This is a genomic window from Marinobacter subterrani (genome assembly GCF_001045555.1).
In the GTDB taxonomy this organism is placed as follows: Bacteria; Pseudomonadota; Gammaproteobacteria; order Pseudomonadales; family Oleiphilaceae; genus Marinobacter; species Marinobacter subterrani.
The window spans coordinates 610,271-635,704 of the sequence record NZ_LFBU01000001.1 but is presented as its reverse complement, the minus strand read 5'-3'; the positions used below and the strand labels follow the sequence as shown (position 1 = coordinate 635,704).

Sequence of the window (25,434 nt, the reverse complement as noted above, 5' to 3'; positions counted from 1 at the left end):
TTCCGTGCTAGTGTTCTAATATAGTCGTAGACGTCAAAAACGTGGCAAACCCGTTCGGTTGATCAGCCGGCCACAGGGACAGGTTCTCTTCAGGGAAGCAGATATGCAAACGGCCAAGCGATTCGTCAGTCGTCTTACCCGTCAGACTCTTGCGTTGGTACTTGCCGGAGGAAGAGGCTCCCGCCTCCATGGTCTTACCAACTGGCGGGCCAAACCGGCAGTTCCCTTTGGTGGAAAGTTCCGGATCATCGACTTCCCGCTGTCAAACTGCATCAATTCCGGCATCGGGCAGGTGGGTGTTATCACCCAGTACAAGTCCCATTCCCTGATCCGGCACATTCAGCGGGGCTGGGGGTTTCTTCGTGGTGAACTGGATGAATTTGTCGAGCTGTTGCCGGCCCAGCAGCGCATAGAGACGTCCTGGTACGAGGGTACGGCGGATGCCGTTCTGCAGAATCTCGACATCATCCGCAGCCACAAGCCGGAATACGTGCTGATCCTGGCCGGCGACCACATCTACAAGATGGACTATGGCACCATGCTGGCGGCCCATGTAGAAGCCGACGCCGATATCACGGTGGGTTGCATTGAGGTGCCGATTGAGGAGGCGTCGGCGTTCGGCGTCATGTCGGTCGATGACGAGCTGAACGTCACCGAATTCGTGGAGAAGCCGGAGCAGCCCAAGCCCATGCCCGGCCAGCCCGGCAAGGCGCTGGCATCCATGGGCATTTACGTGTTCAGCACCCGGGTTCTGTTTGATGAGCTCATGCGCGACCAAACCATGGAGGGTGGTTCTTCCCATGACTTCGGCAAGGACATTATCCCGTCCGTGATCCAGCGTTTGCGGGTTGTGGCTTTCCCGTTCCGGGACCCGGTCAACAACAAACCTGCCTACTGGCGGGATGTCGGTACGGTTGATGCCCTCTGGCAGGCCAATCTTGAGTTGATTGGCATCAGTCCTGAACTGAATCTTTACGATTCGCACTGGCCTATCTGGACTTACCAGGAGCAGTTACCACCGGCCAAGTTCATCTTCGATGATGACAATCGCCGGGGGGCGGCCGTTGATTCCATGGTCGCCGGGGGCTGTATTGTCTCTGGCGCAATGGTTAAACATTCCCTTCTGTTTTCGCAGGTCAGGGTGCATTCTTTCAGTGAAATCTCGGATTCGGTTATCTACCCGGATGTCGATATTGGCCGCCACTGTCACATCCGTAATGCCCTGATTGACCGTGGATGTCGAATTCCGGAAGGGACACGCATCGGTTTTGACGCCGTGGAAGACCGCAAACAGTTCCATGTTTCCCCCAAAGGGATTGTACTGATCACGCCCGAGATGCTCGGTCAGGATTATCCCCATGGCCTCTGACATCAAAACCCCTGTGGTGATTTGCTGGCACATGCACCAGCCCTCCTACGAGGACATGCGCACCGGGCAGTTCCTGTTTCCCTGGGTGTATCTGCACACCATCAAGGATTACAGCGACATGGCGGCGCATCTGGAACATGAGCCGCAGGCGAGGGCAGTGGTCAACTTTGCCCCTATTCTGCTTGAGCAGATTGAAACCTATCTGGTGCAGATTGAGCGCTGGCGCCACGGCGCCGGGGACATTGGCGACCCGCTGCTCGCAGCGCTGGTGGCAGAAGAATTGCCGGAGACCGGCACGCCGGCATTTCTTGGCCTGATGGAGAAATCCCTGAGGGCCAACCCCGATCGCATTATCAAACGCTACCCGGCCTATGCCCGGCTGGCCGAGCTTGCCGATGTCTACCGCAAGAAGCCCGAGCTGCAGCGGTATATCTCCAGCCGATTCCTGTCGGACCTTCTGGTGTGGTATCACCTGGGCTGGATGGGCGAATCCATACGCCGTGAAAACAACTGCATCCAGAGCCTTCAGGAGAAAGCGTATAACTTTTCCACGGACGACCGGCGGGCCCTGCTGAACGTGATTTTCGATGTGCTCTCCGGAATCGGGCCGAGATACCGGCATCTGGCCCAGATAGGCCAGGTTGAGCTCTCCGTGAGCCCCTATACCCACGCCATGCTGCCCTTGCTTCTGGAACTCGAATCCGCCCGTGAGGCCATGCCGGAGATAATCCTGCCCGCCCACCGTGTGTACCCCGGTGGCAGCGAGCAGGCGAGCTGGCAACTGCAGGAGGCAAAAGCGGTTTTCCAGCGTTTTTTTGGCATTGCACCCGCCGGTTGCTGGGCGTCCGAGGGCGGCCTTAGCCAGGCCACACTGGCTTTACTCAATGAACACGGGTTCCAGTGGACGGCCAGCGGGGATTCGGTGATTCACAACAGCCTGAACCGGGCGCGGGAAGACAATCCGGAACTGCCGGATTCCGGCAACCATCAGCCCTACACCTTTGGTGATTCCCCGGTATCCGTTTTCTTCCGGGACGATGGCCTGTCCGATCTTATCGGGTTCACCTACGCCGATTGGCACGCCAAAGACGCGGTAGGGGACCTGGTCCATCACATGGAGAACATCGCCGGCCAGGCCAGGGGCGCCTCCCGGCCCGTTATTTCCGTGATCATGGATGGCGAGAACGCCTGGGAATACTACCCGGAGAACGGTTTTCACTTTCTGGATGAACTCTACACAGTGCTCGCGCACCATCCGAAGCTGAAACTGACCACCTACGCCGACCTGGTCAGCCAGCCGGTTGCCGCGCCGGTGCATTTGCCGCATCTGGTGGCCGGAAGCTGGATCTATGGCACCTTTTCCACCTGGATTGGTGACCCGGACAAGAATCGCGCCTGGGATCTGCTCTGCGAGGCAAAAGTTCACTATGACCGGGTCATGGGTAACGGCAACCTCAGTGCCGAACAAAAAGAATCCGCCAGGAAACAGTTGGCGGTCTGTGAGGGTTCTGACTGGTTCTGGTGGTTCGGTGATTACAACCCGGCCCAGATCGTCAGCGATTTCGAGCACCTGTACCGCCGGCATCTGGTGAATCTGTATGAAATGATCGGATATCCCGCCCCGCCATCGGTATTCCACCAGTTGAGCCAGGGCAGTGGCGAACCGGCCCGGGGAGGAGCGATGCGGCCGGGGCATGAAGTGGATAAGCCAGTATGACGGTTGGCAGCACCAATGACCTGTTCAGCACCCGTCGCGCCGGTGCGCTTTTGCATCCGACTTGCCTGCCAGGCCCTTGGGGCGTACTTGGTGCAAGTGCCCGCAAATTTGTAGATTTTCTGGCCGACAGCGGCCTGAGTGTCTGGCAGACGCTGCCCATCGGGCCAACGCACCGGGATCTTTCGCCCTACCAGTCGCTCAGCGCCCATGCCGGCAATCCAGAGTTCATTGACCTGTTCGAGCTTGTGGTATCAGGCCTGCTGACCGAAGCAGAGTTGGCGGAGCCCGGCACAAACGCCACGGAGGCGACAAAGCAACGTGAAGATTCGTTTGCCCTGGCGGCAAAGCGGTTCTTCAACCAGGACGGGCAAGGTTCCAACAGCCCCGACCAGGCTGGCTTCCAGCGCTTCCGGGAAGCCAACGATTACTGGCTGGATGATTTCTGCCTGTTCTGTGCAATCCGGGAAGTGCAGGCCGTTCCGGGCTGGCTGCAATGGCCCGAATCCTTGAGAGATCGGGACAGCGGCGCACTCAGGGACTTTATGGACCAGAATCAGGAGCGCCTCGGCCGTATCCGGTTCGAGCAATTTGTGTTCCAGCAACAGTGGCATCACCTTCGGGAATATGCCCGGGCCAGGGGCGTTCTATTGTTTGGTGATATTCCCATTTTCGTGGCTCACGATAGCGCCGATGTCTGGGCCAACCGGCACCTGTTCAAGCTCGACGAGCGCGGAGAGTCGACCGTGGTGGCCGGCGTGCCGCCGGATTATTTCTCTCCCAATGGCCAGCACTGGGGCAACCCGCTCTACAATTGGGAGGCCATGGCCGGCGAGGGCTATCAATGGTGGCTGGAACGGCTCGAGAGCCAGCGCCACCTGTTTGACCTGATCCGCATAGATCACTTCCGAGGCCTCCAGGCCTACTGGGAAATTCCAGCACAGACACCGGAACCCAGGTACGGCTATTGGGTAGCCGGCCCGGGCGATCGCTTTCTGGAGGCCTGTTTCAACCGGTTTCCGGACCTGCCACTGGTTGCCGAAAACCTGGGCATTATCAGCGTCGATGTGGAGGAACTGCGCAAACGGTTCCATTTGCCCGGGATGACAGTCATGCAATTCGGTTTTGACGGCAGCCCGGACAACCCGCACCTGTTACATAATCATCATGCACGGGATCTTGTCTACACGGGCACCCACGACAACGACACCACGCTCGGCTGGTACCGGAGCCTGGACGATCATACCCGGCGAAATGTTAACGAATACCTTGGCACATCAGGTGATGGCATGCCGTGGCCGGTGATCGACGCTGCTTTCCGGTCTGCCTGTTCGCTGGCTATCGTCCCGATGCAGGATTTTCTGGGGCTGGGAACCGAGGCCAGGTTCAATACCCCCGGCACGGTGGTGAACAACTGGGTGTGGCAACTGGACTGGAATCTTTTGTCCAAAGGCCTGTCATACAGAATCTCTGAATCAGTACGGCAACATGGACGCCGGCCGTGAGAGTGATCGTTTTTTGATCAGCATCAAAAAGGCGTCATCGAGACTTCGCTATAAAACACAGGCAGTTTCAACAATTGACGTTCTTGACGAGTCGCAGGGAGGAATTATGGAACACAGACTCAGTAAACGGGTGCATGGAAAGCTTGGTCTACTGGTGTACAAGCGCGGCATGCCCGTCGCAACCGGCCAGATACGCGACGCTTCAAAGCGCGGCCTGTTTATCGCCACAGACTACACAGATGTCCAGTTAAACCAGACGGTAGAGCTCGAATTCCGCTTTCCTGACAAACAGGAAAAACAGTTTCGGAGGCTGAAGGCCCACGTTGTCCGGAAATCCGACAACGGGCTCGGCGTCGATTTCGAAGGGGTTGAGAACGACGGCTTTACAATCTCCTCATTGATGCAGTGGCTCAAGAAACACCACATGCCGATGGCCTATTTTCCGGTTCGCCGGAAAGCCTACTAAGACTTCAGGGAATGATCGCCATGGAACGACTCAAAGGTAAGGTGGCCGTTGTCACCGGTGGTTCGGTCGGAATTGGAGCCGCCACGGTTACCCGTATGGCGGAGGAGGGTGCGGCTGTTGCCATCCTCGACTGCCAGGATAGAGAAGGCAATGCCCTGGCCAGCCAGTTGACCGATCGTGGCTTGAAAGCCGGCTACTGGCACTGCGACGTGAGCAAGGAACAGGAGGTCAAACAGGTTTTGGACCAGGTTGCCGACACCTTCGGCAGCCTGACCGTACTGGTCAACAATGCCGGCATTTCCGGCCCCAACAAGCCGACTCATGAACTGACCGAGGAGGAGTGGGACCGGGTGCAGAATGTCAATGTGAAGGGTGTGTTCTTCTGCACCAAGCACGCCATTCCGCACATGAAGAAAGCCCGTGTGGGCAGCATAATCAACCTTTCGTCCATTTATGGCCTTGTTGGTGCTCCCGATGTACCGCCTTACCACGCCTCCAAGGGCGCAGTGCGGCTGATGACCAAAACCGATGCGATGGTCTATGCCACCGAGAACATCCGGGTTAACTCCATCCATCCGGGGTTTATCTGGACACCCATGGTGGAGGGGCACCTGAAAACCACCGGCCAGGACCTTGAAGCAGCAAAGCAGGCAACCGCCGCGTTGCACCCGGTGGGCCATATGGGTGAACCCGACGACATTGCCTGGGGTGCCGTGTATCTGGCCTCGGAAGAGTCCAAATTCATGACCGGCAGCGAATTGGTGATTGATGGCGGCTACACCGCTCACTGATCTTTGCACTGACCTGACCGGAGAGACCTCTTGACCCTGGCTGCCTGTACTCCGCGGTCCTTGCCCGAATCGCTGAACGGATTGTTTGAGCTGGCATTGGACCTGCGGTGGACCTGGCACCATGGCAGCGACGAACTGTGGCGCGCACTCGACGAGGAAACCTGGGAGGCAACCGGTAACGCCTGGCTGGTATTGAACAGTGTGTCTGGCGACAGGCTGGAAGATCTGGCGCAGGATCCCTCGTTTCAGCAGCGTTACCTGGAACAGCTCGCTGCCCACCACAGATTCGTTCATGCCGACACCTGGTATTCCGACGAGTGCGCAAGCAATCTTGGTGAAGGCATTGCGTATTTCTGCATGGAGTACGGGCTCAGTGAATCCCTGCCACTCTACAGTGGCGGGCTGGGCGTTCTTGCCGGAGATTATCTCAAGGCTGCCAGTGATCTTGGGCTGCCCGTTACCGCGGTGGGATTGCTGTACCAGCAGGGGTATTTCCGCCAGGCCATCAGTACCGATGGCGAGCAACTGGAGTTCTACCCTTACAACGACCCGACCATGCTGCCGATTTCACCGCTCCGGGACAGCGACGACCAGTGGGTGAGGGTGGTGGTACCCTTTCCGGGCCGCCACGTTCGCCTGCGAGCCTGGAAGGCCCAGGTGGGACGCTGCGAATTGTTGCTGCTCGATAGCAATGACCCCAGGAATGAGCCCGGCGACCGGGGCATCACCAGCGAGCTGTACACCGGTGACCCGGAGAAGCGCCTCCAGCAGGAAATGGTGTTGGGAATTGGTGGCTGGCGCCTGCTAAGGCAACTGGGCCGGCGGCCCAGCCTGTGCCATCTCAACGAAGGGCACTGTGCGCTGGCGCTGGTTGAGCGTGCGTTCAGTTGGCAGGAAGACCATAATAGCGACTTTCAGACGGCCCGAACCGCAACCCGGGCAACCAACCTTTTTACCACCCACACATCGGTTGCTGCCGGATTTGATCACTTTTCCGGCCCACTCCTCCGGCTTTACCTCGCGCCCTGGCTGGAAAACCGGGGCCTGAGTGCGGGGCAACTGATCGATCTTGGCAGCGAGCATCCCTCCGCCGGCAATGACGCCGGTGACCAGGGCCTGAACATGGCGTTGCTTGCGCTGAACATGAGCGGCCGGATCAACGGAGTCAGCCGAATCCACCAGAAAGTTACCCAAACCATTTTCCAGCCGTTTTTCCCCCGCTGGCCGGCAGACGATATTCCGGCGGACTATGTGACCAACGGCGTGCATACGCCCAGTTGGGACTCCCCGGAATCTGATGCCATCTGGACCCGGGCCTGTGGCCAGGACCGGTGGCGGCGGCCGTTGCAGGTGTCTTGCCCGATGACGGCAATTTCCGACGAAGAACTGTGGGAGATGAGGCGGCTGCAGCGAAAGCGGCTGGTGAGCTACCTCCGGCGGCGGCTTTCAAGCCAGCACTGCGAACAGAACCCGGCCAGCAACCGTGCCGCCGCCTGCGGGCTGTTACTGGATAATGAAACACTTACGCTCGGCTTTGCCCGACGCTTTACCGACTACAAGCGGCCAGACCTGCTGCTGAAAGACCCGGAGCGGCTGATCAGGCTGCTGGCGAGCCGGGACCGCCCATTGCAGATTGTGCTTGCCGGCAAGGCCCACCCCTATGACCGCCGGGGTAAAGACATCATCCGGCGATGGAAGGCCTTTGCCCAGCGCCCGGATGTGGAAGGCAAAGTCGTGTTCATTGAAGATTACGATCTGGGCGTCGCCAACCAGTTGATACAGGGCGTGGATGTGTGGCTGAACTGCCCCCGGCACCCCTGGGAAGCCTGCGGTACCAGTGGCATGAAAGTGCTGGTCAATGGCGGCCTGAACCTGTCGCAATACGACGGCTGGTGGGCGGAAGCCTGGAACCGCGACGTCGGCTGGGCGATCCACCCGGGTGCGGTGTTTGAGGATTTGCATAGCTCTAGCGAGGATGATCTTGCCGACGCCCGGGAACTGTTTGATTTGCTGGAACAGCAAGTCATCCCGGGCTTCTATGACGTTGATCAGCAGGGCGTTCCCCGGCGATGGCTGCAGAGAATCCGGGCCAGTATGGACCAACTAACAGCCGTCTATTCTGCCAACCGCATGGTTCGGGAATACGTGGACCGGTTCTATCTGCCCATGGTGGAGCAGGGCAAGGCACGAAGCCCCGCGACCGCCGCGGAAATCCTCACCCAGTACCAGGAGATTCGGAAGCACTGGCCACGCCTGCGCTTCAGCGCGTTCAATGCCAGCCAGTCGGAAGGCCGCCAGACCTTCAGTGTGGAAGTGTACCTGGACGGTATCGACGAGCAGCGCATTGCGGTGGAACTGGTGGCAGAAGCGTCTGAACAGGGACCCAGAACAGTAACTCCCATGGCGATGCAGCACCCGCTCAGTGGCTCGGCGCACAGTTTCCTGTATGAGTGTTCGGTGCCTCCTCGGCCGGCCGGCCACTATACCCCGCGCTTGCGGGTACGCGATGAGCGCCTGAACCTTCCCCTCGAGAACCCCGCCGTGCTCTGGCTTCGTTAACGGAGCCGCCCGGAGCACTTAACGGCGCATTAAATCGGTGTAAAAATGGGGCCAATGCGGATCTTCCGGATGGAAAGTATCGTGTTATTGGTGCACGTTCAGTCTGGCGCTACGAAACACACAAGCGAAACGAACAAAACAGACCAAATGGGGAATTGTTTGAACCACCTGGCCCACGTATTCCTTGCACCTGATTCACCGGAAGCCCGGGTGGGCAGCATCCTCGGTGATTTCACCCGGGGCGTCGATATCGGGGAACTCCCGAACGCAGTGAGGCAGGGCGTTCACCACCATCGGGCGGTGGACAGCTTCACCGACCAGCACCCCGATGTCCTCGCCAGCAAAACGGTTTTCTCCAGGCAGCGTCGGCGGTTTGCAGGGGTTGCCCTGGATATTCTCTACGATCATTTCCTGCTCAAACACTGGGATAAATTCAGCGAACTTGAAAGGGAACAATTTATCCACCGTATCTACGATGAATTACAGGACCACGAACACCTGATGCCGGCGCCCATGGCAAAAGTGACCCGCCGGATGGTCTGGCACGACTGGTTTGGCGCTTACAAAGACCTGGAAAGCATCGGTTATGCCCTGGACCGCGTTGCTGATCGCATCCGTTTCCCGAACAGTTTTGCCGGCATCATCACCGAGATCCGGAGCAACCATGATGCGCTGGAACAACGATTTCTTTCATTTTTCACGGATTTACAGAAGTTTGCAGGGGATATTGAATGAGGTTTCGAGGAAAGATATTGCTGATTGGAACACTGCTGGCTATTTCGACATTCGTCCACCCGGCAGAATCCACCGACAACGTTAAGAACCGGATTCCAGACGTACTTGGCTTTGTCGAATGGGTGGTATTGAAAGACACCTCGCTCCGGCTCAAATCCCGCCTGGACACCGGTGCCAGAACCTCATCGCTGCATGCCGTGAACGTCGAGCCGTTCGAGAAAGACGATCAAAAGTGGGTGAGATTTCAGATTCCCCTGGGCGACCATGATGACCAGCCAACGGAAGGGACACTGGAGCACGAAGACGTGATCCTGAAGTTCGAGCGCCCGGTTGAGCGGACCGTGCTGATCAAACGCAAAGGCGCACCATCCCAGAGGCGATTTGTGGTGCGCATGGAGTTTTGTATCGCTGGAACCATCCATGAAACCCAGTTTTCACTGGCAGACCGGGGTCGTTTTTCCTATCCGGTATTGTTGGGCCGTCGATTTATGCGCGATGACCATATCCTGGTTGATTCCGCAGACTCCTTTCTCGCAGAACGGGAATGCGAGTGCAGCAGCCTCGAAGAATTGACAGAAGAGAGCGGTGCAAAATTGATCCGCTGAGATTAGTCTAACCTCCACCCAGGGCTGCTTTTTCCATCTCAAGGTAAACCCGGTAGGCGTTGGCCTTGTTGGACGCCTCGAATGCCGGCAGGTTTTCGTAGCGGGACCAGTCCGTTTGTTCATAGGCATTTTCGAACTCGATCCACGCCTCAACGGCAGTGCCCATGCGGTCCCGGACATACGCCAGATAGTCATAGGTGAAATTCAGAGCTTCCATGGCATTTTCCGATGCCTTGCCATGACCGGGGATCAAAATTCGGGGGTTCAGTTCCCTGACTTTCTCGATGGCCCTCATCCAGTTCGCGGTGTCTACCTCGGAGCTGGCAAGGAACGGAACCCGTTCGTTCTGGATTATATCGCCCGAAAACAGAACACCGGCGGGCTCCACCATCATCAGGCTGTCATCCGGAGAATGGGCGGGTCCGGCGTGCACGATACGAAACCGGTGTTGACCGGATTCCAGCGACATCTCCTCCTTAAAGGTGAGATCAGGAGCGACCACCCTGGTGTTGTCATCCACCCAGGGTGAGAGCGCTTGCTTACGCTGTTCCAGCCGCTGCGTCGTATCCGGGCTGTTGATATAGAGACTAGATTCTTCCTGGGCAATGACCTTCGCTTTGGTCAGCTCCCTGAAGGCCTGGAGACCGTAAACATGGTCTGCATGATAATGACTGATCACAACGTGGGTGATGGGCAATTCCGTCAGTTCGCGGATTTTATCGATCATTGCGGCACCGAGGCTCGGTGTTCCCAAGGCATCGAACACCACTACACCGTCCCCAGTTATTACAAATCCTGAATTGGCCGTGAAACCTTCGTTCTGTTTACCCGGAACCCCCGACTGGCCACGGAAATAGTAAACGTCGTCCGCGCTCACTGGCGCTGCCTCAAAAGGAATCGAGAGTGGGGCATATCCAGGTGAGGATCCGGCCGCCAGAGCTACGGACCCGGTCAGCATTGCGGCAGCTACTACGGCAAATGTCATACTGATTCTAATTTTTTTTGCCCACATTTCGGCCTCTCCTTTTCCATTTATAACGCCTATAAGTGCCTGTTTTGGCCCTGACTAATATCAATTTATCAGTATTCAAAATACAGCTTTCCCGAATAAGATCCTGTGAATCAGGGTTCAGAAACCTCTTGTAACCTGATCGCGAGGGGTCTATAAATAAATTATATCCTTATAACAGAAATAAAAAGACCGTCTGTCAGTCCTGTACTGAATGTCGGCCGACTGCCCCGAAAGGGTATCGAAGGAGGAGAAAAATAATATGCTCGGCAAACTCCGCCGACTCAACCAGGGTGTATCCAAAGTGGCCCTGGAAGAGTCAGAACGCTTACCCTCATCAGAACGCAGACGTTTTCTCAGAAGCGGCCTGTTCACGGCCGGCGGTGCCATGGTAGGAGGTGCCCTCGCAGGCATTGCGCCGAAGGCCCTGGCCGCGACACCGTATCCGCCCGGGATTCCGCCATGGACCCGAACTCTCGGGGCGGGTGTGGTTACCGATCCTTACGGAGTACCATCCCCATTCGAAAAGGAGGTGATTCGCCGGAACGTACCCTGGCTGACTGCCGACAAAGTGTCATCAATCAGCTTTGCCCCCCTTCAACACCTGAAAGGCATCATTACTCCGAACGGTCTTTTCTTTGAGCGTCATCATGCTGGCCGCCCGGAAATCGACCCTCAGCAACACCGCCTGATGATTCATGGCCTTGTGGAGCGCCCGATCATTCTCTCCATGGAGGATCTGCAGCGATTCCCCAGCGTTTCCCAGATTAACTTTATCGAGTGTCCGGCCAACGGTGGCATGGAATGGCGTGGTGCCCAGCTCAATTCTCTGCAGTTCCTGCACGGAATGGTGAGCTGCGCCGAATGGACCGGCGTTCGGCTCTCCACGCTACTACAGGAAGTCGGCATCAATCCTGAGGGTAAGTGGTTGTTGGCCGAAGGCGCAGACGGTGCCGCCATGACCCGGAGTATTCCTCTCGAGAAGGCCCTTGATGATGTCATTGTGGCTTATGCCCAGAACGGTGAGGCACTGCGTCGGGAGCAGGGCTACCCAATTCGCCTGGTGGTGCCGGGCTGGGAGGGTAATACCCATGTGAAGTGGCTGCGCCGGCTGGAAGTGGGCGACAAGCCATGGATGCAGCGTGAGGAAACGTCCAAGTACACGGACCTGATGCCGGACGGCACAGCCCATGGCTTCACGTGGGTCATGGAAGCCAAGTCGGTTATCACATTACCGTGCCCCGAAATGCCACTGCCTGGCAAGGGTATTCACCAGATTGAAGGGCTGGCGTGGAGCGGTCGCGGCAAGGTGAAAGCGGTCGATGTGTCGATTGATGGCGGTCGGAACTGGCAGCAGGCGCAACTACGGGAACCGGTTATGTCGAAATCGCTGACCCGGTTCTCCCTTGAGTGGAAGTGGGACGGCAATCCTGCGTTGCTGCAATCACGGGTGATAGATGAAACCGGGTACGTACAGCCAACGCTGGCGCAGCTCATAGAGGCTCGCGGTACCAACTCGATCTATCACAAGAACTCGATCCAGACCTGGCAAGTCAACGCGGACGGGAGTGTGGTCAATGTTCAGCTTTCATAAATCACCACGCCTGATTGTCAGTACCTGTTGCGGTGTCTTTCTGGCATCGATTCCTTTCTTCGCTGCTGCCGATCAGGCCGGCCACTACGGGTACGGTGAACCCGCAACCGATAAACAGATTGCGGCCTGGGACATCGATGTTCGCCCTGATGGCATGGGGCTCCCCGAAGGCAGCGGCACTGTCGACGAAGGCATGGCCATTTTCGAGACGCAATGTTCGTCGTGTCACGGCTCCTTTGGTGAAGGCATGGGGCGCTATCCCAAGCTTGCGGGCGGGGAGGGCAGTCTTACCGAGGATCGCCCGGAAAAAACAGTAGGAAGTTTTTGGCCCTACGCCTCCACCCTCTGGGACTACATTCATCGGGCGATGCCGTTTTTTGCCCCCCAATCCCTGACCGATGACCAGGTTTATGCATTAACTGCCTACGTGCTGAATCTCAACTACATCGTCGACGGGGACTTTGTCGCCAACAAGGAAACGCTGCCAAAGGTGGTGATGCCCAACCAAGGTAACTTTACCTGGGAAGATCCGCGGCCCGACGTGAACAACGAGCGCTGCATGAAGGATTGCAAAGAGGAGGCAACCGTATCCGACTCGGCGGCGGGCAAGAACCTGACACCAAGCACGACCGGCCCCCTCGACGAAGGGATAACACAGTGAAGGCTGATCAGGAGCACAAGGCTCCACAACGCGTGCCGAGGAGGACTGCGTGATGCGAAAAGGCTTAATTTCCGTGTGCTTGACCACACTCGCACTGGGTGCAACTGCGCCAGTGTTCGCCGAACCAACCCAGGCTGACATTGACCGGGGAAAGGAACTCGCTTTCAGCCGGAAGGATGGGAATTGCCTGGCCTGCCACCAGATGGATGACGGCAAGCTAACCGGCAACATCGGGCCGGAACTGGCGAATATGACGACTCGCTATCCGGACCGGGCGGTTCTGTTCAAACGTATCTGGGACGAAACCCAGTTCAACCCGACGACGGTGATGCCGCCATTCGGAAGACACATGATACTGAACGAACAAGAAATAAACCGGATTGTTGATTACCTGTATACGCTCTAAATGTGGAGGAGAAGTTACCGTGACTGACCAAAGGCGAAGAGGTTTTTTAAAGGGGATGCTGGGCGCAGGCGTTGCTGGCTTTGCGTTGGGCTCCGGTATCGTTCCATTGCGCGTTGAGGCTGCGACTGTCCCTGATGCGTCCAGTTGGCCAAAGAAGGCGTTCAAGACGCCCGGGGTTGATGAAACCATTGCCGAACTCTACGGGATGGAAGCCACGGAATCTGACCAGATCACCATGGACCTGCCAACCATTGCCCAGAACGGCGCAGTAGTACCTGTGACTATTGAGACCACGCTTCCGAACGTATCCGGCATTGCCTTGCTGGTCGCCAAGAACCCCAATGCCCTGGCGGCCTCTTTTCAAATTCCGGAAGGCACACTGCCATTTGTATCGAACCGCCTGAAGATGGCGGAAACGACGGATGTGGTGGCGGTCGTGATTTCGGACGGAAAAGCCTACAAGGCGACCCAGAACGTGAAAGTTACCGTTGGCGGCTGCGGCGGCTAACAGCCAACCGGACAGGAGAATAACAATGGCGTCCAGTATCAGAGTTCGTGCAGTAGAGAGTGGCGGTGTGACATCGCTGAAGACCCTGGTTCGACACCCTATGGATTCAGGGTTTGTAAAGGATTCGGCGGGCAATGTCATTCCAGCCCATTTCATTCAGGTTCTGACCGTTTCCCATAACGGCAAGGATGTATTTGTTGCCGAGTGGGGCCCTGCGGTATCCAAGGATCCGTTCCTGGAGTGTCGATTCGAAGGGGCCAAAAAAGGTGACAAGCTCACCATCAGTTGGATCGATAACGAGGGTGAGAGCGATTCAACCATCGCAACAATCGCCTGAAGATTTTCGGCGGGCAGGATCATCCTGAATCGCCGAAGAGGAGGATTGGACATGCTTAAAGCGAAAATCATTCTGGTCGCTCTCGGGGCGGCACTGGCCATGCCCCAGGCACTGGCGGGTTCGACACCGGAAGAAGACCGGAAAGAAGCGGTTGAATACTTCAAGCAGATGTTCCCGGACGTGCCTTTCGAGGAGTTCGTGAACGGCCAGTACGCGCTGAACGAAGACCGCCGCAGCCAGTGGGAATCCATGCAGGATTTCCCGCCCTATGAATTTGCGGTTGCGGACGGGAAGGAAATGTTCGAGACGCCGTTTGCCAATGGCAAGACCTACGCCAGCTGTTTCGAAAACGGCGGCATCGGGATCCGCCAGAACTATCCGTACTTCGACACGGAGAAGAACGAAGTTATTACTCTTGAGCTCGCCATAAACCGCTGTCGCGAGGCCAATGGTGAAGAGCCCCTGAGATGGAAGAAAGGGGCGATAGCATCGATTTCCGCTTACATGGCATCCACCTCCAAGGGCAAACCCATCAATATCAAGGTCCCGGATGATCCCGATGCAATGGCTGCTTATCAGGATGGCAAGAAGTTCTACTACAGCCGACGGGGACAGCTGAATTTTTCCTGCGCCAGCTGCCATGTCCAGAATCCCGGCAAATGGATTCGGGCGGACTTTCTGTCGCCAGCGTTGGGTCAACCGGCAAACTTTCCGGTACACCGTTCCAAATGGGGCGAGCTGGGTACGTTGCATCGCCGGTTCGCAGGCTGCAATAACAATGTCCGGGCAGAACCGCTGCCAGCCCAGAGCGAGGAATACCGAAATCTCGAATACTTCCTGACCTACATGAGCAATGGCCTGCCTGTTGTAGGACCGGCAACCCGACCATAGTCAGCAATGCAGAGGGAGAATCGCAATGAACAAGCCTTTACTGACAATCGGCATCTCGCTTGCACTGTTCGCACCGCTGTCCGCCCAGGCTGGCCCGAAAGAGGACTTCAATGACCTCTACGCGAAAGCCCAAAGCACCCATCACGACGCTGGAACTTTCCAGTGGACCGTGACCTCGGACCGGTTGAAGGCAGCAAAATCCGCTGCCGATAACGGCGACTATGAGAAGGCCAAATCCATGGCACGGGAGGCGCTGAATCTCGCCGAAGCGTCCGTCGCACAGCGTGAACAGCAACAGAAGGTCTGGCGCAATGTTGCCATAGGAAACTGACGATTGCCGCGAAAACCTGACCGGCTTTCCCCGCACGGAACGGGGAAAGCCGGTTGGCTCCGATAACGACAAGAAAGGAGAGTGCAGTGACAATTTCCCGCAGAGACTTCCTTATGGCCATGCAGGCGGCAGCCCTTGCCGGGCTTGCTCCAAAACTTGCTTTGGCAAAAGGCGGCGAGGGGTTGTACGACGCACCGAAATTCGGCAATGCCCGATTGCTTCATCTCACCGATATTCATGCCCAGCTATCTCCGGTTCATTTCCGCGAACCCAACGTGAACCTGGGCGTTGGCCCCAGTAAGGGCAGGGTTCCGCACCTGGTCGGAACGCACTTTCTGAATCATTTCGGGGTTCCGTTAGACACCCGGCGCTCCCACGCATTCACTTTTCTCAATTACACGGAAGCGGCCCAGGAATATGGAAAGCTGGGCGGTTTCGCCCATCTGAAAACCCTCATTGATCAACTCCGGGAGCAGGCCGGTGCCGGCAATTCTCTGCTGCTCGACGGCGGCGATCTCTGGCAGGGATCCGGCACCGCATTCTGGACCCAGGGCGAGGATATGGTCGAGGCCAGCAACCGTCTTGGCATCGATATCTTGACGGCACACTGGGAATTCACCTATCCGGAAGAGCAAATTCGCAAAAACCTCACGGCCTTCAAGGGAGAGTTCCTGGCGCAGAACGTTTTCCTCTCTGAGGAAGCCATGTTTATGGGGGCGGAATCCTATGACGAAGCCAGTGGCCGGGTCTTCAAGCCGTACACCATCCGGGAGCTGGGCGGGAAGCGCATTGCGATCATCGGCCAGGCTTTTCCTTATACACCGATCGCCAATCCGTCCTACTTCATTCCTGACTGGCGCATGGGAATCCGGGAATCCGAGATGCAGGCGCTGGTCAATGAAATCCGGGAAAAGGAAAAGGTCAATGTGGTGGTGGTCCTTTCCCATAATGGCATGGACGTGGACCTGAAAATGGCAAGCCGCGTGACCGGGATTGATGCCATTCTTGGTGGCCACACCCATGACGCGGTCCCGCAACCCACCGAAGTGACAAACCCAGGTGGAAAAACCCTGGTGAGTAACGCTGGCACCAATGGTAAATATGTCGCGGTGCTGGATCTGGATATTAGCAATAACGGTGTCAGGGGCTACAAATACAAACTGTTGCCGGTCTTTTCGGATCTGATCAAACCCGATCCGGCCATGACCCGTTTTATTGAGGAAGTCCGGGCACCGTACATGGACAAGCTCGGAGAAAAACTCGCTATCGCCGACGAACTGCTTTATCGCCGGGGCAACTTCAACGGCACCATGGACCAGGTGATCTGTGACGCCCAGAGAAAGGTGCTAGATGCCCAGATCTCTCTTTCTCCGGGCTTCCGCTGGGGGACAACGGTGCTACCGGGTGAGTCCATCACCATGGATGACGTGATGAACGCTACGGCCATAACCTACCCGGAAACCTATGTCCGCGAGATGTCCGGCGCGGACCTCAAGCTGATCATGGAGGATGTGGCTGACAACCTGTTCAACAAGGATCCTTACTACCAGCAAGGCGGTGACATGGTGCGCGTTGGTGGCATGGATTATACCTGTGATCCAACAGGCACTATGAACGGTCGGATCTCGGACATGCGTCTGGATAATGGCGAGCGAATCGAAGCCAACAAGATGTACAAGGTTGCGGGTTGGGCCACCGTGAATTCCAGGGCACCCGGCCGGCCGATCTGGGATGTGGTTGCTGACTACCTGAGGTCAGAGAAGACAGTCAGGATCAACAAGTTCAACACACCGGCTCTCAAGAATGTAGCGGGCAATCCGGGGCTTGAAGACTACGCAGGATAGGTGATGAACAGGAATCTCTTTTCCAGATCCATGGCAGCAGTGCTAGGCCTGGCGCTCCTGGTAGCGGCGGGCGCGCTTCAAGCGGAACCGATTGGCGAGAGCAAGCCTTTTGCCGAGAAATTTCTGCTTCTTCAACTGAGTGATGGTGAGGAAAAGAAGCAGGACAAAGTGCTCAGTGTTGCCGCCAATCTGCTGGAATATTACGGCCCGGACATTATTGATATCGAGATAACCACATTCGGGCCGGGCGTGCGCCTGATGTACGCAGACAACAGTCGGCGCGAAAGGATCAGCAGCCTGATGGCCCAGGGCGTCCGGTTCTCCGTGTGCATGAACACCATTAATACCATCGAGAGAGACACCGGCACCCGTCCGGATCTCCATCCTGAAAGCATCCCGGTCGACGTGGGGGTTGCCCATATCCTGGACGAAGTCGAGGCAGGCTATGTACTTGTCCGCCCATGATCGCCTGGCCTCATAAAGGAAGCGTGCCATGAAGACCAAGTTTACAAAAACCCTGATATTCGTCTCAGCCCTTGCTGCCACCGATATTGCCGGCGCACAGGACAGTGATCAGCCCGTAATGGTGGAGATCAGGAGACTCTCCATGGACACCGCACTGACCATCGCGAAAACGGCAATTGACGCCTGCCGGGAGCAGGGCGTCCAGGTCTCGGTCACGGTGGTGGATCGGGGCGGGCATCCCCAGGTGGTATTGCGGGATGTCCTCGCGATGGATCTGTCGCTGGAAGTCAGCTATCGGAAGGCCTATACAGCCATGACCTTTGCCAGCACCACTTCATCTCTGGAAGATCGTTTTACCGGCCCGTTTTCCGTCGGCAAACTCGAGAAGGTTCTGCTCTCGGCTGGAGGTGTTCCCATCCAGGCAAGTGGTGAGACGGTTGGTGGTGTCGGCGTGAGTGGCGCACCTTCCGGCGAGACGGATGAAAACTGTGCCCTGGCAGGCGTCGCCGCCGTGGAAATGGATCTGGAAATGGCATCTTTTTGACTGTTAGTCAAAAAAACCGGGATTCAATATGCTACGACCGATTCTTAAAGCCATTTCCCTTTTATTTCTGCTGCCGCCGATCGCTTTGGCGGAGTATCCGGATGCTGTGCAGGTACTGGTTGATGACGGTCTCAAGGTGGAAGCCAGCTTCGAGGCGCCAGGAGGATTAACAGGATTTGTCGGCCGAAGGAACGGTCATCCGGTTTCTCTTTACCTGATGCCGGATGGCGAACACATCGTGATTGGCAAGATGGTAGATGGTTTTGGCCAGGATCTCAGCGCTGAGCACCTCAGAAACTGGCTGCCCAAGCCGGATTTGAGCGGCGCCTGGCAAGAACTGGCTGATGCGGCCTGGGTGGCAGAAGGACCCAAGGACGCCAAACGTATTGTCTATGTCTTTTCAGACCCCAACTGCGGCTACTGTGTGGTGTTCCGGGAGAAGGCCCAGCCTTTTCTGGAGCGAGGCATTGAATTGCGGCATATCATGGTTGGCATCATTCAACCCTCGAGCCTGGCCAAGGCGGCCAGCGTGCTCGGGGCAAAGGACCCGGTCAAGAAGCTTGAATTCCATGACAGTCAGTTCCCGAGAGACTGGCTGGAGTCGGAAGAAAATGTACCGCAGTTTCTACGGGAACTGGTCCAAGGCAATAACCGCCTGATGGAAAGCCTGTCCGTCGGCGCAACGCCGTCGGTTTTTTACAAGGACCAGGATGGAGAGATACACAAGATCATTGGGCTGCCTGATGACGCAGCGTTATCCGAGGCGGTTTTCAGAAATCCGGAATAGCGCCCCCATTCGGGAAGGTATGCATCAACGAAGGAGTATAGCCATGGTTTTGCGAGGGCTGTTTCTGGCTTTATTGATACTCCCGGCGCTTGTCGCTGCAGGCAATGGCATTCCGGAGCAACTGGCACTTACCAAGGTAACCGACCGGGTTTACTCGGCCATAGGTGCGACGGCACCGGGCACCTACGAAAACCACGGCCATAACAACAATCTCAGCTTCATCATCACGGAGAAAGGGGTTGTGGTGTTCAATGGTGGTGACAACTATCTGCTGGCGAAGTCCTTCCACAATTCCATCCGCAGCATCACCGATAAAGACGTCAAATATGTGGTCAATGAAAATGCCCAGGGCCACTCCATGCTGGGTAACAGTTACTGGCGCGACCAAGGCGTTCCGATCATCGCCCAGAACGAGGCAATTAAGGAATTCGAACACCAGGGCGAAGCCAAACTGGCCTCCATGCAGCGCCGGAACAAGGAAAAAGCCGAAGGCACGTACGTTGCCGTGCCCGATATCGGGTTTGAGGAACGTTACGACCTGGACATGGGCGACGTCACTATTGAGCTGCACTATTTTGGTCCGGGCCATTCGCCGGGCGATCTCGCCCTTTGGGTCCCCGAGGAAAAGCTGCTGATAACCGGCGATCTCGGTTTCCACCAGCGTTTACTGGCCGTATTTGAAGATACGGATACCGGCGCATGGGTCGAGTCTTTTGACAAGATGACATCACAGCTGGACCCGGACATTGTGATTCCCGGTCATGGGGCGCCAACTACCATTGATGTGGTTGCCAAAGAAACGCGTGGTTATCTGGTGTTCCTGAGAAACGCTGTGATTGAGATTCTGGAGCGGGGCGGTGGACTGGACGATGCCTATCAGATCGACCAGTCCCAGTGGTCATACCTTGATACCTTCGAAGAGCTTGCAGGCAAAAATGCGGGGCGCGTTTATCAGGATCTTGAGTTCGAGTATTTCTGATTTTCAATCGAACCTTCTTGGTTTCAGCGGTTTAGCACTTTCTATGGCCGTCCAGAGGATTAGCGAACGCTACTGTCCCATTTAACTTATGCGCGGTGTTTTGTGTTCACAAATGGCGCTTTCGGGAATAAACCTCAGTAAACAACGACATACTAGGTACGGCGCCATTTCCTGTTCAAGAAACTGGTTCATTAGACACTTATAACCAAGATCTCATGAACCTGGCGAACAAGTGTCTAGTGAAAATGCCATTTTTCGAGATACCTTTGATCTCCATGTTCACAGCCCGCTAACATGCCACTTTCGATCAGCTCAACATCACAATTGTGCGTATACTCTTATGGTCATTCATCCAGGCCACTAGGAGATTTCATCATGCCGACTCCGAGCCGCGAGTAGCTTCTGGATATCACCAACCCGATGCGGTGCAAGCCCGGCTAGCGAAGCCGGTGAGAGCATCAACGCAGCCTGATACTGTGCAAGGTGGCATTGATGTGGGTTGAATAAAGCTGGTAACCAACCGGCCTTCCGAGCCGCACCAGGAGGGTAACGAACAAGAGCCTGCAAATGGAGTTAGTAACTTTTTGGACATATTCGTGTTGCACCTGATCACCTTTTTCTGTCGATCCAAAGGGCTCTGGACGAGCACTCATACTGGTTCTTCCGCACTCACCTGAGGTGGATCAGGCGTAATCTTCTCCAGCGTGTAAGGACGCAATGTTTTTTAATACTTCATTGCCACAGTAATCAATAGAAAAGATTTCACAATCACCATCGGGCTGCCGCTCTATGTACAATAGAACTGCTGGAAAATAATCGTAAATTTTTTCTATATTTCCGGCGGACATTGCTTCTCGAGCATTTGTTATTCGTCCAGGTGATGGTGTTTCCGATTCGTTAAAATATTCAGTGCGGGTTTCAATATTCGCAAGGTAGTCAAGGTTTTCACTTGTTATATCTTTTACGTTAAAAACCCAGATTTCGTTCTTTTCTTCATCATTTCCACTCATTACACGAGCGCCATACTCTGCGACTTTGTCATGAATGTACCTAAATTTCGGCCTCCCCAGGAGAGGAAGCAACATTCTGGCATCGATAATAGTATCTTGGGTGCTATATGCCGATTTGATTGCGGCTGATGAGCCCGTATTCTCAGGATCTAGCAGAATGACTCGGTCTTCTTCGACAAATATAAGAATCCCGGCATGCTTGGTCAAAACGGGTACTCCACAAAGCTCAACAGGTACATTTCGGTCCGAAGCAACTTGCTTTTTAAGCCCATATTCTTTGATGACATCTTGGAACCAGTATTCGTAGTCGCGCATATCGGCATTTCGTATTGCTAGATTTTCGGCTTTCAGCCTTTTATCCAAGTCCTCTAGCTCCTGAGCAGAGCGTATATTGGCATTGTTGACTAATTGAGCGTTCCTTCTTTTTTCTTTTGTGCCAGCTACAATCCCAATCACTACATCGACTACGGCCGCCGCAAGCGCCAAATATTCACCGCCAGGCCCCAAGCCTACATGCGCCGTTATTGCAGCGGTCCCGTATACGAGCACTAATCCCGTAGCCCATACGTGGAGATTTATTTCATTCTTAACTAGCATGTGAGTGAAAAGCATTAGTAAATTCCTAATGATATTATTTGTTTATTTAACCGAATTCCTATTGTGCCTAAGTGGCTATGGGCCGACTATAAGACCGCGCATAAGAAAAGGAGACGAATTTTAGCGATATTTTCAGAGAAGCGCACAGTTATTGGCCTGGAACGGTATTTGATAAAATTTCATGAACCTTTTTGTACGCTACATGTGCTTTAACACCGTACCAGTGTTGTTAGCGTAAGAGCGTTGTCTAATAAGGTCATATTCAGGCACCGATCCAGATTTCCGCCATAATATTCAAGAAACCGGTTCATAGCGTCAATTTATCGTCTTCTTCATGAGCCAATCCTAATAAGGTCCAGACTATAAGTGAATCCGCGACCAGAATGATTTAAAGTAATTCATAGTAATAGAATAAACCCCTCATCGACAAAGTTCCTCAGACTCACGGAAAGTGAAATTACTGAGAAATATATTTTAACAGAGAGTCCTTTCGGGTAAGTTCATGCATCGAATGTCTTTTCGCGATATTTGCGGCAGATGACATTAGCTTTTCGTACGCCTTTTGATCAGATCCCTCAAGATTCTGCGCATAGAAATACTTTGCTAACGCCACTGCCTTCATTGAGTTTCTATTTCCAAAATGTTCGATAGCACTTTCGTATAGAAATCTTCCCTCATCATAATTATTTATCTTAAACATAAACATACCAGCGGTTGCCATAAATATGCCTCGTTGGTCTGATGCCGTATCCCTCTGGCATTTTTCCTTGAGTACAAGTATGTCATCCTCAATTCCAGAAAAATCGTTCAGCATCAACTTTGCAACAATCAAATTATTCAGCTCACCAAAACTCATAGTTTCTCGAGAAATTCTATTGCTGGATAGATTTACTACGAATTGCGGATCATCTAGGCCTAATAAACTTATATATCCAGCATCTGTTAATGGAGCCTCCGTAAATGGCTGAAATCTATGCAGATCCATCAATTTACTGCGGCACGCTAAAAAATCACTATTTACATAAAGTTCGTTTACCTGGCTTTCAATAGATCTATAATTATCTGGATTTGAATTGTCGATGGTAAATCCATATTTATGGTGGAGCCAACCATATTGCGCAGTTGCATTTTCGGACGGAAAAGCTAAAGAGGACCTAAAGAATTCTTTTGCCTTCTTAATGTTTCCATTTTTAAACTCAACTGTGCCCAAAGAAGCAGCGAGGTCCGAGGAAAATACCGGATCTCCAGAATAATATTTTAGTACGCGCTTACAGTCGGATACCTTTACATCGCTTAATTCAAACGCCTGAGAAATTGCCAGCGCTCCACTTGCAATTAAAGGGCTCTCTTTCATTAGCCCACTCTTTTTGAAAAGAGTGACGGCTCTCTCTGGTTCACCTATATGGACTAAGAAACGCGCATGGGAACGGAGAATAAATGGATGGGAAGGGCATGCATTTGAGCTAATTGTAAGGCAGTGCTGAGCTCGCTCATCTTCTCCAAGAAGAGCATAATAGAACCCTATATCAGACCATGTCATCCAGTCTCTAGGATAGCTCTTTAGTACTTTCTTGAGGCGGCCGATTATGGATCTTACTTTGAATATATCTATAGAATAAAAATCGCTATTGTCAGCAAATTTTATTTTCTTCTCTAAAGCGTCAGCCAAGCCCGCTGACAACTTACTTATATTATCAAGTAGATATTTTTCCGTTGCATGATAGTCTTCGTCGTCAGTCATTTCGTTAAGATAAAGAGAGGCATTTAATTCTGTAGCTGAAATAATTGACCGCTCAGTTTTCCATGTGAGCCTTGCTTCAGCTAGCCAAGGATCATTGACTTTTTTAATTTTTTTTTCAGTATTATTTAGAGCCGCTGGAAACTGAAGCGCAATTGTTTTTCTGGAGGTATGCCAGCGTGGAACTAGCTGGCGATTCTCCATGAGAACTATCTCATTAGACATCTTAGCTCCGTCCCTCAATTATGAACTGACGAATAATACCTGACATTTTGCCCGTATATCTTCTGATACTTGGCCTAGAAGCTTTACTAGAAAAATTCGGTGCGCCGCGTCTTTCAAAATCAGGGTGACACATTTCTGAGACCACATCACTGATCCTCGTCCCAATATTTTCCCCAAAACTTCCACTACAAATTTGTTCAAAGCGACCCATCATTGTTGAGAATGATGTGTAGAGCACAGGTAATGCTTCTGAGTATCTAAGTGAAAACACATTAGGCAAAATCTTTTGAGACTCAACTGCAAGTATATGGGTAACAGAAGACCCCATCAGCGTCTGATATATTAGGCTTCCGATTGCCCACATATCAGAAAGATATCTATCTTGGAACTCCCTTGGAGTGACATTAAAACGAACCTCAATCGGCGCATATCGACGATCACCAGGGAAGGCTAGGCTACAGAAAGGTGAACGACCCTCAATATCCGTCACGCGTCCTAAATCGGCGAGTTTGCTTTGATTCTCGGTGAAATGTAGGATATTTGATGGCTTTATATCTTGATGGGCGATCCCTGCTCTATGAAGTTGCTCTGCTGCTATACATATGTGATGTATAGCCCGAAAAAATGGAAGCCACTCGTCCTGCTTTGAAACTAGATATTTTTGGCGAAGATCAGCCTCAGCCTTCTCAAATACAATATAAAAAACACGATTTAGTGGAGCTTGGAATTGATTGTTGACCATTTCCCCTGCACTTAGAGGAACCACTACCTTGCTCATTTTTTGTTCTTTACAATATTCAAGAATACTTTGTTCGAATAAATATTCCGAAATTAAAGATTGCAGTTGTTCAAGAGGTGAGTTTAGAGCTCTAGTTAAATCCATAGCCTTCATGAATGCTATTTGGCCATCTTCAGATTCAACGATATACCTTGCACAGAAGTTCCCACCTGAAACCTGTTTTGAATCAACCTTTTCCCTTATAAACCAACCACATGGTGTACTGTTTCCTTGCAAGGTTGTTGAGGGCATAAAGACTCCGCTAGCCGCTACAAAATATGAACCTAATTATTCTTGAAATTCGCCTTAAATCTTAAAACCAGCACTTTCAAACTCAGAGCTCTATTCATGCTAAAGCTAAAAGATAGCTAGACACCAAAAAGTTGTCCTGCAAGAAGAATGACGCAACGTCGGTGAGGTTTGGCCACCCGATGGCAAATCGCCAATTTTCTCCCATGAGCGCACTATGGGTTGTGATCTAGCTGTTTGAAAAACTGTGGGTGGGGCACCCCTTGGCTCCAGTCCTCGACCATAAATCTCTCCCCTTTTGCCGATGTAGTTAAAAGTAACAGATTTCCGAAAAGGTTATAATCGGATTTGCGCATCTTCTTGAACCATGAGCCTAGGGCAGAGACAGAAAATGGCTAAACCTACTGTAAAACTTACATTGGAGTTGACTGCTTCGACAGAACTCCTTCTAGCTCGTGCTTCTGAGTCAGCGGATTTTAAAACTTTGACGGCTTTCATTGAGCGGGCAGCGGTGGAAAAAGCCCTGCAGATTCTGGATGACACCAAAGCCATCACACTCGACAGTGAGTCATTCGAAGCTTTTATCGCTAGCTGCGAATCCCCGGCACCTCCGAACGATACTTTGAAATTCGCATTTCAGGGCCGAACTACTAAAAAGGACATCAGTCAGCTGGATGAGAATGGGTAAGAGGAACCGTAGCGAAGCTACTAAAGCGGATCGACCGAAAACGTCTTCG

Annotated in this window: 25 protein-coding genes; 21 read left to right on the top strand and 4 right to left on the bottom strand. The window is 53.8% G+C overall.

Annotated features, from left to right (window positions below; all coding sequences use genetic code 11):
- Nucleotides 1-103 precede the first annotated feature (103 nt).
- From glgC to msub_RS02920, 8 genes are all read left to right on the top strand, one after another.
- Complete coding sequence (glgC, locus tag msub_RS02955; protein ID WP_048494627.1) at nucleotides 104-1,369, top strand: glucose-1-phosphate adenylyltransferase; 1,266 nt, start codon at nucleotides 104-106, stop codon at nucleotides 1,367-1,369.
- Nucleotides 1,359-3,086 (top strand): glycoside hydrolase family 57 protein, encoded by a 1,728-nt coding sequence (locus msub_RS02950; protein ID WP_048494626.1) that lies wholly within the window; start codon nucleotides 1,359-1,361, stop codon nucleotides 3,084-3,086. The genes glgC and msub_RS02950 overlap by 11 nt, the downstream gene beginning before the upstream one ends.
- Nucleotides 3,083-4,588, top strand: a complete 1,506-nt coding sequence (gene malQ / locus msub_RS02945) for a 4-alpha-glucanotransferase (protein WP_048494625.1) — start codon at nucleotides 3,083-3,085, stop codon at nucleotides 4,586-4,588. Before msub_RS02950 ends, malQ begins: the two co-directional genes overlap by 4 nt.
- A gap of 106 nt (nucleotides 4,589-4,694) precedes the next feature.
- On the top strand, nucleotides 4,695-5,054 hold the full coding sequence (locus msub_RS02940; protein WP_048496951.1) for a PilZ domain-containing protein: 360 nt from the start codon (nucleotides 4,695-4,697) through the stop codon (nucleotides 5,052-5,054).
- Between the two features lie 20 nt (nucleotides 5,055-5,074).
- Nucleotides 5,075-5,845: an SDR family NAD(P)-dependent oxidoreductase gene (locus msub_RS02935; RefSeq protein WP_048496950.1), complete on the top strand. Its 771-nt coding sequence runs from the start codon at nucleotides 5,075-5,077 to the stop codon at nucleotides 5,843-5,845.
- 30 nt (nucleotides 5,846-5,875) lie between these two features.
- On the top strand, nucleotides 5,876-8,404 hold the full coding sequence (gene glgP, locus msub_RS02930) for an alpha-glucan family phosphorylase (protein ID WP_048494624.1): 2,529 nt from the start codon (nucleotides 5,876-5,878) through the stop codon (nucleotides 8,402-8,404).
- A 159-nt stretch (nucleotides 8,405-8,563) separates the two neighbouring features.
- On the top strand, nucleotides 8,564-9,139 hold the full coding sequence (locus msub_RS02925; protein WP_048494623.1) for an acyl carrier protein phosphodiesterase: 576 nt from the start codon (nucleotides 8,564-8,566) through the stop codon (nucleotides 9,137-9,139).
- Nucleotides 9,136-9,744 (top strand): ATP-dependent zinc protease family protein, encoded by a 609-nt coding sequence (locus msub_RS02920; protein ID WP_048494622.1) that lies wholly within the window; start codon nucleotides 9,136-9,138, stop codon nucleotides 9,742-9,744. Before msub_RS02925 ends, msub_RS02920 begins: the two co-directional genes overlap by 4 nt.
- A 7-nt stretch (nucleotides 9,745-9,751) precedes the next feature.
- On the opposite strand, the gene msub_RS02915 is transcribed toward msub_RS02920, so the two are convergent.
- On the bottom strand, nucleotides 9,752-10,621 hold the full coding sequence (locus msub_RS02915; protein ID WP_197083781.1) for an MBL fold metallo-hydrolase: 870 nt from the start codon (nucleotides 10,619-10,621) through the stop codon (nucleotides 9,752-9,754).
- Nucleotides 10,622-11,015: 394 nt separating this feature from the next.
- On the opposite strand from msub_RS02915, the gene soxC reads away from it, so the two are divergent.
- From soxC to msub_RS02855, 12 genes are all read left to right on the top strand, one after another.
- A complete protein-coding gene (gene soxC / locus msub_RS02910) occupies nucleotides 11,016-12,347 on the top strand; it encodes a sulfite dehydrogenase (RefSeq protein ID WP_048496948.1) in 1,332 nt (443 codons plus the stop codon).
- Nucleotides 12,331-13,008, top strand: coding sequence for a c-type cytochrome (locus msub_RS02905; RefSeq protein WP_048494621.1), 678 nt, complete (start codon nucleotides 12,331-12,333; stop codon nucleotides 13,006-13,008). Before soxC ends, msub_RS02905 begins: the two co-directional genes overlap by 17 nt.
- 52 nt (nucleotides 13,009-13,060) lie before the next feature.
- Nucleotides 13,061-13,414 (top strand): sulfur oxidation c-type cytochrome SoxX, encoded by a 354-nt coding sequence (soxX, locus tag msub_RS02900; RefSeq protein ID WP_048494620.1) that lies wholly within the window; start codon nucleotides 13,061-13,063, stop codon nucleotides 13,412-13,414.
- 19 nt (nucleotides 13,415-13,433) lie between these two features.
- Entirely contained in the window at nucleotides 13,434-13,922 is a 489-nt protein-coding gene (gene soxY / locus msub_RS02895) for a thiosulfate oxidation carrier protein SoxY (protein WP_197083780.1), read from the top strand.
- A 25-nt stretch (nucleotides 13,923-13,947) separates the two neighbouring features.
- Nucleotides 13,948-14,259 carry a thiosulfate oxidation carrier complex protein SoxZ gene (gene soxZ / locus msub_RS02890; RefSeq protein WP_048494618.1) on the top strand — a complete coding sequence of 104 codons (312 nt, stop codon included), beginning with the start codon at nucleotides 13,948-13,950 and terminating at the stop codon, nucleotides 14,257-14,259.
- A 51-nt stretch (nucleotides 14,260-14,310) separates the two neighbouring features.
- On the top strand, nucleotides 14,311-15,150 hold the full coding sequence (gene soxA, locus msub_RS02885; RefSeq protein ID WP_048494617.1) for a sulfur oxidation c-type cytochrome SoxA: 840 nt from the start codon (nucleotides 14,311-14,313) through the stop codon (nucleotides 15,148-15,150).
- Nucleotides 15,151-15,175: 25 nt separating this feature from the next.
- Nucleotides 15,176-15,481, top strand: a complete 306-nt coding sequence (locus tag msub_RS02880) for a hypothetical protein (protein WP_048494616.1) — start codon at nucleotides 15,176-15,178, stop codon at nucleotides 15,479-15,481.
- 86 nt (nucleotides 15,482-15,567) lie between these two features.
- A complete protein-coding gene (gene soxB / locus msub_RS02875; RefSeq protein WP_048494615.1) occupies nucleotides 15,568-17,325 on the top strand; it encodes a thiosulfohydrolase SoxB in 1,758 nt (585 codons plus the stop codon).
- A 3-nt stretch (nucleotides 17,326-17,328) separates the two neighbouring features.
- Nucleotides 17,329-17,790: a DsrE family protein gene (locus msub_RS02870; RefSeq protein ID WP_048494614.1), complete on the top strand. Its 462-nt coding sequence runs from the start codon at nucleotides 17,329-17,331 to the stop codon at nucleotides 17,788-17,790.
- A 28-nt stretch (nucleotides 17,791-17,818) separates the two neighbouring features.
- Nucleotides 17,819-18,334 (top strand): GlcG/HbpS family heme-binding protein, encoded by a 516-nt coding sequence (locus tag msub_RS02865; protein ID WP_053077931.1) that lies wholly within the window; start codon nucleotides 17,819-17,821, stop codon nucleotides 18,332-18,334.
- A 28-nt stretch (nucleotides 18,335-18,362) separates the two neighbouring features.
- Entirely contained in the window at nucleotides 18,363-19,121 is a 759-nt protein-coding gene (gene dsbG / locus msub_RS02860) for a thiol:disulfide interchange protein DsbG (RefSeq protein WP_048494613.1), read from the top strand.
- Nucleotides 19,122-19,164: 43 nt separating this feature from the next.
- The gene (locus tag msub_RS02855; RefSeq protein ID WP_197083779.1) at nucleotides 19,165-20,100 is read left to right on the top strand and encodes an MBL fold metallo-hydrolase; all 936 of its coding nucleotides are present in this window, start codon (nucleotides 19,165-19,167) and stop codon (nucleotides 20,098-20,100) included.
- A 683-nt stretch (nucleotides 20,101-20,783) separates the two neighbouring features.
- On the opposite strand, the gene msub_RS02850 is transcribed toward msub_RS02855, so the two are convergent.
- From msub_RS02850 to msub_RS20955, 3 genes are all read right to left on the bottom strand, one after another.
- Nucleotides 20,784-21,722 (bottom strand): hypothetical protein, encoded by a 939-nt coding sequence (locus tag msub_RS02850; protein WP_048494612.1) that lies wholly within the window; start codon nucleotides 21,720-21,722, stop codon nucleotides 20,784-20,786.
- A 442-nt stretch (nucleotides 21,723-22,164) separates the two neighbouring features.
- A complete protein-coding gene (locus tag msub_RS02845) occupies nucleotides 22,165-23,670 on the bottom strand; it encodes a tetratricopeptide repeat protein (RefSeq protein ID WP_048494611.1) in 1,506 nt (501 codons plus the stop codon).
- 1 nt (nucleotide 23,671) lies between these two features.
- Nucleotides 23,672-24,700: a protein kinase domain-containing protein gene (locus tag msub_RS20955; RefSeq protein WP_082146393.1), complete on the bottom strand. Its 1,029-nt coding sequence runs from the start codon at nucleotides 24,698-24,700 to the stop codon at nucleotides 23,672-23,674.
- 388 nt (nucleotides 24,701-25,088) lie between these two features.
- Here msub_RS20955 and msub_RS02840 point away from each other — a divergent pair, with 388 nt between their 5' ends.
- A complete protein-coding gene (locus tag msub_RS02840; RefSeq protein ID WP_048494610.1) occupies nucleotides 25,089-25,385 on the top strand; it encodes a type II toxin-antitoxin system TacA family antitoxin in 297 nt (98 codons plus the stop codon).
- Nucleotides 25,386-25,434: the final 49 nt, after the last annotated feature.